Origin of the sequence: Acinetobacter higginsii (assembly GCF_000369525.1) — a bacterium.
GTDB lineage: Bacteria > Pseudomonadota > Gammaproteobacteria > Pseudomonadales > Moraxellaceae > Acinetobacter > Acinetobacter higginsii.
Window position 1 is genome coordinate 158,362 of the sequence record NZ_KB850076.1, and the last position, 6,122, is coordinate 164,483.

General features: G+C 41.2%; 4 protein-coding genes and 2 pseudogenes. 4 read left to right on the forward strand and 2 right to left on the reverse strand.

All coding sequences use genetic code 11. From position 1 onward, the window contains the following. Positions 1 to 30: 30 nt before the first annotated feature. On the reverse strand, positions 31 to 666 hold the full coding sequence (locus F902_RS21165) for a DUF805 domain-containing protein (RefSeq protein ID WP_005206980.1): 636 nt from the start codon (positions 664 to 666) through the stop codon (positions 31 to 33). Between the two features lie 797 nt (positions 667 to 1,463). Here F902_RS21165 and F902_RS21175 point away from each other — a divergent pair. From F902_RS21175 to F902_RS21185, 3 genes and pseudogenes are all read left to right on the forward strand, one after another. Beyond that, a complete protein-coding gene (locus F902_RS21175) occupies positions 1,464 to 2,513 on the forward strand; it encodes a DUF932 domain-containing protein (protein WP_005206984.1) in 1,050 nt (349 codons plus the stop codon). A gap of 121 nt (positions 2,514 to 2,634) precedes the next feature. Next, the gene (locus F902_RS21180) at positions 2,635 to 3,762 is read left to right on the forward strand and encodes a YqaJ viral recombinase family nuclease (RefSeq protein WP_005206987.1); all 1,128 of its coding nucleotides are present in this window, start codon (positions 2,635 to 2,637) and stop codon (positions 3,760 to 3,762) included. 171 nt (positions 3,763 to 3,933) lie between these two features. After that, positions 3,934 to 4,738, forward strand: a pseudogene (locus F902_RS21185) (recombination directionality factor); the annotation flags it as partial. A 135-nt stretch (positions 4,739 to 4,873) separates the two neighbouring features. On the opposite strand, the gene cadR reads toward F902_RS21185, so the two are convergent. Further along, entirely contained in the window at positions 4,874 to 5,266 is a 393-nt protein-coding gene (gene cadR, locus F902_RS21190; protein WP_004655749.1) for a Cd(II)/Pb(II)-responsive transcriptional regulator, read from the reverse strand. A gap of 86 nt (positions 5,267 to 5,352) precedes the next feature. Here cadR and F902_RS21195 point away from each other — a divergent pair. Continuing rightward, positions 5,353 to 6,122 (forward strand): annotated as a pseudogene (locus tag F902_RS21195) (cation transporter); the annotation flags it as partial.

Consider the following 6,122-nt stretch of genomic DNA (forward strand, 5'->3'; position numbering starts at 1 on the left):
ATTTAGATACGGTGGAATGATTGTTATTGACTAGGCTTTAGGTGATTCACCATAGACATTTGTTGTAGGTTCGCCTTCTTGAGCAGCCCAGAACAGCAACAAAAGTATTCCTACAATCGGCACAAGTGCGATTAACATCCACCAACCTGAACGCCCAATGTCATGTAAACGTCTGACACTGACTGCAATATTTGGAATGAACGTGATTAACATGACGATGGTTGCGGCATCTTCACTGATAAAGCTAAAGGCTAGGCTCATCAGTACACAAAACAGCTCGAAATACCAAAACTCACTGCGTCTAGCACGGCCCTTAAAATCTGCAAACTTTTTAAAGCAGGTCAAAATGGCTTGTTGATAGTCTGTAAGGATACTTTCAACGTTGTTGGCAGTTGCTTTTGTTGAGTCATTTGGATTGCCATTAGCAAAAGTTGGAGAGGGTGCAGATGTTTTGATTTGGGTGGTAGATGTAGGCGCTGTCATGAAATCAAGGTAGATACCTGTAGCTTGACCTTCAGCATTTACATCAAAGTCGACTTCATGACCCCGAACAGGTGCGTGTTGTTCTTTCCATTCACTACCTACAAAGTTATAACGTTTTTGGTCATTACCCAGAATAATTCCCATATTGGTTTGAATCGTGAAATCTAAAATCTTGCCTTTCATCTTCGTGTCCTTATTTTATGTATTGGAGAGATGTTTAGACCTACAGGTAAATTGATCTTGATTGTTATTTACCGTCAGTGTTCAAACATGCTCCAGCTCACAACACAAAGCAGCTTTTGTTCTTATTCACAGCGATAGTGAATTTCTTTTTTAGGGCAGCACAAATCTGACCTGAATCAATAGATAGGGCTGAAAGCTGAAATTGTGATGTACCAAAAGTGTTGTTATGAGTTGAGCGGTTTAAAGTTAAAAATGTGATAGCTCAATAATTTAGTGTTTTGGGTTTTATCAACGAAGGATAGGGCTGATGCCCAGAAATAAGAATAGAGATTAGTCATGGTTGACTCCTTTGGCTATAAAGAAGTTTCACCGCATCACTGTCAAATAATGGTGGCGAAACGAAAGAGGGTTGACAGACTGATAGCCAAAGGATCAGCACACCCAAAGGTGTCCCCCTCCCGTTCCGCCGCAGAGGGGACACGCAGGGTCGCCCACCAAAAAGATAAACTTTTTAGTGTGCTTTGGCTGAACGGTCTGTCAAAACCGACTGGCAATGTAGGCCAGCAAGTGAATGATAATCCCTGCTAAAGATCACGTCAATTTACTGATTCAGAAAAACCAAATGATGAGTCAAAAGAATTTAAATAAATTTCAGATATATACCATCTAAGTGAATGAATGCATTTACATGCATCTCAATGACTTCTCACTTTGGTCTGCTCCCCCAGCAGGCCTTTTTTTATGCACAAAATCTGAAATTGAAACAATTCAAGATTGATCTATTAAAGGAAAAGTTTATGGCACATTTAGTCGAAACAATGGCATTCGTTGGTCAAACACCTTGGCATGGTTTAGGTAATCAACTGACCCAAAATCAACCATTAGAAGTGTGGGCACAACAAGCTGGGATGGATTGGCGGATTGAATCCTCCGATGTCAGCTATATGGCACAAAATGAACGTGGGCAAAGCATCATCATGCCATTTGAAGAACAGCGGGTTTTGTATCGCTCGGATACCCATGCACCTTTGTCAGTGGTGAGCCAACGCTTTCAGGAAGTTCAGCCGATGGAAATCCTACATTTCTACAAAGACCTGACTGAACAATCGGGCTTTGAATTGGAAACCGCAGGCGTACTCAAAGGTGGAAAGAAATTCTGGGCATTGGCTAAAACAGGACAGACTTCAGCACTCAAGGGCAAAGATGTCAGCAATGGCTACATTTTATTGGCAACTGCTTGTGATGGCACGCTAGCAACTACAGCACAGTTTACCTCGATCCGTGTGGTGTGTAATAACACTTTGGCGATTGCTCTAAAAGGACAACAAGGCAATGTTGGTGTGGTCAAAGTTCCGCACAGTACCAAGTTCGATGCAGAGAAGGTCAAACAGCAACTGGGTATTTCAGTACGTGCATGGGATGAACACATGTATGAAATGAAACAACTGAGTCAGCGTAAAGTCACTCAACAGGAAGCGGCAGCCTACTTTGATGCGGTATTTAACAATACCAATCTCAGTATGGCGGAACAAGATGAAAGCATTATTCAGTTTTATCGCAATGCAGCCATGCCGAATCAAACAAGCCTATCCAAAGCAGACAATAAAACTGAACCGAACGGACGTGCCATGTCGAAAGTGATGACCATGTTTAACGGACATGGGCGAGGGGCTGAACTTAGCTCATCCAAGGATACCGCTTATGGATTGCTTTGTTCTATGACGGAGTTTGTTGATCATGAACGAAGAGCGATGAGCACAGATCATCGTTTAGATTCAGCTTGGTTTGGCGCAGGTGCAGCCATTAAGCAACGTGCGTTAGAACAAGCCCTTAGACTAGCTGCTTAAATGATTTAGCCTAAGTAGAAATAACTCTAATTGAATTTTATTGAGCTGCATCTTTGGATGCAGCTTTTTTATGCCATCAATTCCATTTTTACCCAACTTTTATATGAATGCAGGAATGATCATGAACGCGAATATCCAGATTCAAAACACTATAAACAATCCACCACTACAACATTATTTACCTAACCTCAATCAACCCAATCAGCAGGTTGAAGTGGGAACCAGAACCAAGCGAGAGCGACCGAACACACAGCCACGCAAAACCAAATCGCCCACAGCTAAACGCCTAGCCAACACTAAACAATTAAATTACCAACAATGGTTAGAAATCAGAAAACAGGGTATTGGCAGTAGTGATGCAGCAACCGCTTGTGGACTAAATCCCTATATGTCGATGCTAGAACTTTGGATGATTAAGACAGGACGGATGCAACAAAACATCGAAGATGAAAGTGCAGGCTATGCACCTTTATATTGGGGGAAACAGTTAGAACCTTTAGTCGCTGAGTACTACAGCATGCACACGAATCATAAGGTACGTCGTGTCAATGCAGTGTTACAACACCCCGATGACGACAAACACTTTATGTTGGCGAACCTTGACTATGCCGTGGTGGGCAGTGGTGAAGTTCAAATCTTGGAATGTAAAACTGTAGGGGAATATGGTTCTAAGTTATGGAGAGACGGTGTGCCTTTATATGTGCTGTGTCAGGTACAACATCAGTTAGCCGTGACAGGCAAACAAGCTGCACATATTTGTGCCTTGATCTGTGGACATGAAAGCAAAATCTATAAGGTTACCCGCAACGAAACCGTGATCCAGCACATTATTAATGCTGAACGCCACTTCTGGCAATGTGTGGAATCGGATATTCCACCGAGTGTAGATGCCTCTGACTCAGCAGCTAAAGCTTTGCAGCAACTCTACCCTGAGCAAATTCCATTATTAGTAGAAGACCTCAGCCAAAATGAACAAGCCAACTATCTATTTAACCAGTTGTTAGAAGAACGACATAAGGTTGAGCAACATCAACAGTATTTTGATGAGCTAAAACATCAACTTCAAATGCTGATGAAAGAAGCAGAGCGAGCTGTATTTATAGGTGGTTCAGTGACGTGGAAGAAATCACAGGACTCAATCAGCTTAGATAGTAAATCCCTGCTTAAACAGCACCCTGAATATCTACAACAGTTTCCACAAACTAAAGCAGGAACACGGCGCTTTCAGATTTATCCGAATGGTGGATAAAGTGACCTAAAAATTCCTCCAAATTCAAAAACGACAAAAGCCGCCCCTGTTCTTCCCGAGGGAAGAACAATATGGACGGGCTTTTGCTGATCGATCACATCTATTTATTCAATATTTCCAACGTTTCACATAAAGCAGTGAATCAGTAAGAAAATACGAGAGGACATACCTATGATTAAAGGTTTAGCAATTACTCCGCCCGTTTTAGGCCGTATCAGCATCGGTAAAATTGTTGAAAAGAACGGCAAACGTATTCCTGAAAAGGATGATCAATTTACCATTACCAGCCAAATTCAAAATAAGGATGGCTGGGTGAAACATCCACTAGATGATCAGCTTCGTGCCAAAGCACCGAATCAAAACCAAAAGTTGAGAAGTATTCCAGTCCGTATGATTTTCAACGATCCTGAACTGAATCTACGGGCAGAGTACAGTCTTTTTGATCGTCAGACTGGACGTTTGATCTGCTCAGGTAATGGGGAAAGCTGTCAGCGACTTGGACAAAATGGCGTTGAACAACATCAGTGCCCATCCCCTGATTTATGTCCACTAGCTCAGGGTGGATTGTGCAAGCCATATGGCAGACTTTACGTCAATCTAGATGAATCGGATGAATTTGGCACATTTATCTTTAGAACCACTGGTTTTAATAGTATCCGCACTCTGGCAGCACGGCTTCGTTATTACCATGCCGCATCAGGTGATTTACTGTCATGTTTGCCTTTGCAACTGACTTTACGAGGGAAAAGCACGACACAAAGTTATCGTACTCCGATCTATTACGTGGACTTGACCTTACGTGATGGAGTGAACTTAAATGATGCTATCACCTCAGCTCAGCAGATCGATGAACAGAGTAAGGCAGCAGGGTTTTATCAGGAGGCTTTGGATCATGTGGCACGACAGGGTTATGGCAATGCCAGTTTTGAGGTGGGTGGTGAAGAGGGCTTGGATATTGTTGAGGAGTTCTATCATTCAAATGAGAAAGAGGAGCCTCACCAATGCGGCGCTTTATCGTGTGTAACGACAATGGAACAAGAGTTATCTCGTAGTGTTAAAGCACTAAATTAATAGCGAAGGGAACTTAAAAGTTCCCTTCGCTATAACTAGCTCAAGCTAAATTTTTTAATACGCCACATTTATCAGCAGTACATAAACCGTCACAGGTTTTCCGAATTTCTAACAACTGCTCAATGAGTTTCTGTTGGTTTCTAATACTATCTTGTACATCTCTAATATGAGAATCAATAAGTTCATTTACTTCAGAACAATTTTGGGCAGGCGTATCTTTATAAGTTAATAATTTTTTGATTTCACTAAGATTCATGTTCAATGTTCGGCAATTGACAATAAATTTTAGTCTATCAATATAGTTTTCTGAATACAGTCGATAGTTGCCCTGATTTCTTTCAGGTGGTGGGATTAAACCTTCTTTTTCATAGAACCTAATTGTTAATACTGAACAAGAGGTCTTCTCAGATAACTCACCTATTTTTAAGAACATGGTAATCAACCAAAACTAGCTTGACTCTATAGTAGCTATAGGGATTTTAATATGCAACAAGTGAAGATATGACTATAGGCACATCAATGAGTGGTTGCGGTTGTAATAAAGAAAGTTCTTGTGACGATACCAAGCAAAAACAAAATGAATCAGAAACAGATTCTTGTAAAGGTAAAGATTCAGTTACTGAAGTAAGTAAAAGCTCTTGTTGTGGTAATGAGTTACAGCAAGGAGCTAACTCTGATGAAAAAGATACTTGCGGTAGTAACCAGCCGTGTTCTACGCAGTCGAATTCATGTTGTGGTTCGGATTCGATAACTTCACCTGAACCGATTCGGGGGAGTGAAGATACAGCGACTTTCATCAGTGACTATAACATCCCGAAAATGGATTGCTCCGCAGAGGAACAAATGGTTCGGATGACTTTATCTTCATTAGTAGATGTTAAGAGGCTGGTATTTGATTTGCCAAACCGAAACCTAAAAGTTCTGCATAATGGTGAAAATAATGAAATCACTGCAAAACTTGAAGCTCTTGGATTTGGAGCAAAATTAAATAAAACTGAAGCATATGAAAATAAAGAGCACGCACAAGAAGCCAGTACTTTTCTAATTCCAAAGATGGATTGTTCGGCAGAAGAGCAAATGGTCAGAATGGCTCTTTCTCCCTTGCATGAAGTTAAAGGTTTATCATTTGATTTGGCACAAAGACAGTTAGTTGTTTTCCATACAAATGGGATTAATGAAATTACCACAAAACTTGAAGCCCTCGGTTTTGGTGCAAAGCTCGTGGAAACAGTAAAAGCCACTGGGGAATTGCCTGAAACACCAGATCCGACTAAGCAGGCGAAAGTCCT

What these genes read in the sequence shown, in the direction of transcription:
- F902_RS21165 (WP_005206980.1), bottom strand. Translation starts at nt 666, where the DNA reads ATGAAAGGCAAGATTTTAGATTTCACGATTCAAACCAATATGGGAATT.
- F902_RS21175 (WP_005206984.1), top strand. Translation starts at nt 1,464, where the DNA reads ATGGCACATTTAGTCGAAACAATGGCATTCGTTGGTCAAACACCTTGG.
- F902_RS21180 (WP_005206987.1), top strand. Translation starts at nt 2,635, where the DNA reads ATGAACGCGAATATCCAGATTCAAAACACTATAAACAATCCACCACTA.
- cadR (WP_004655749.1), bottom strand. Translation starts at nt 5,266, where the DNA reads ATGTTCTTAAAAATAGGTGAGTTATCTGAGAAGACCTCTTGTTCAGTA.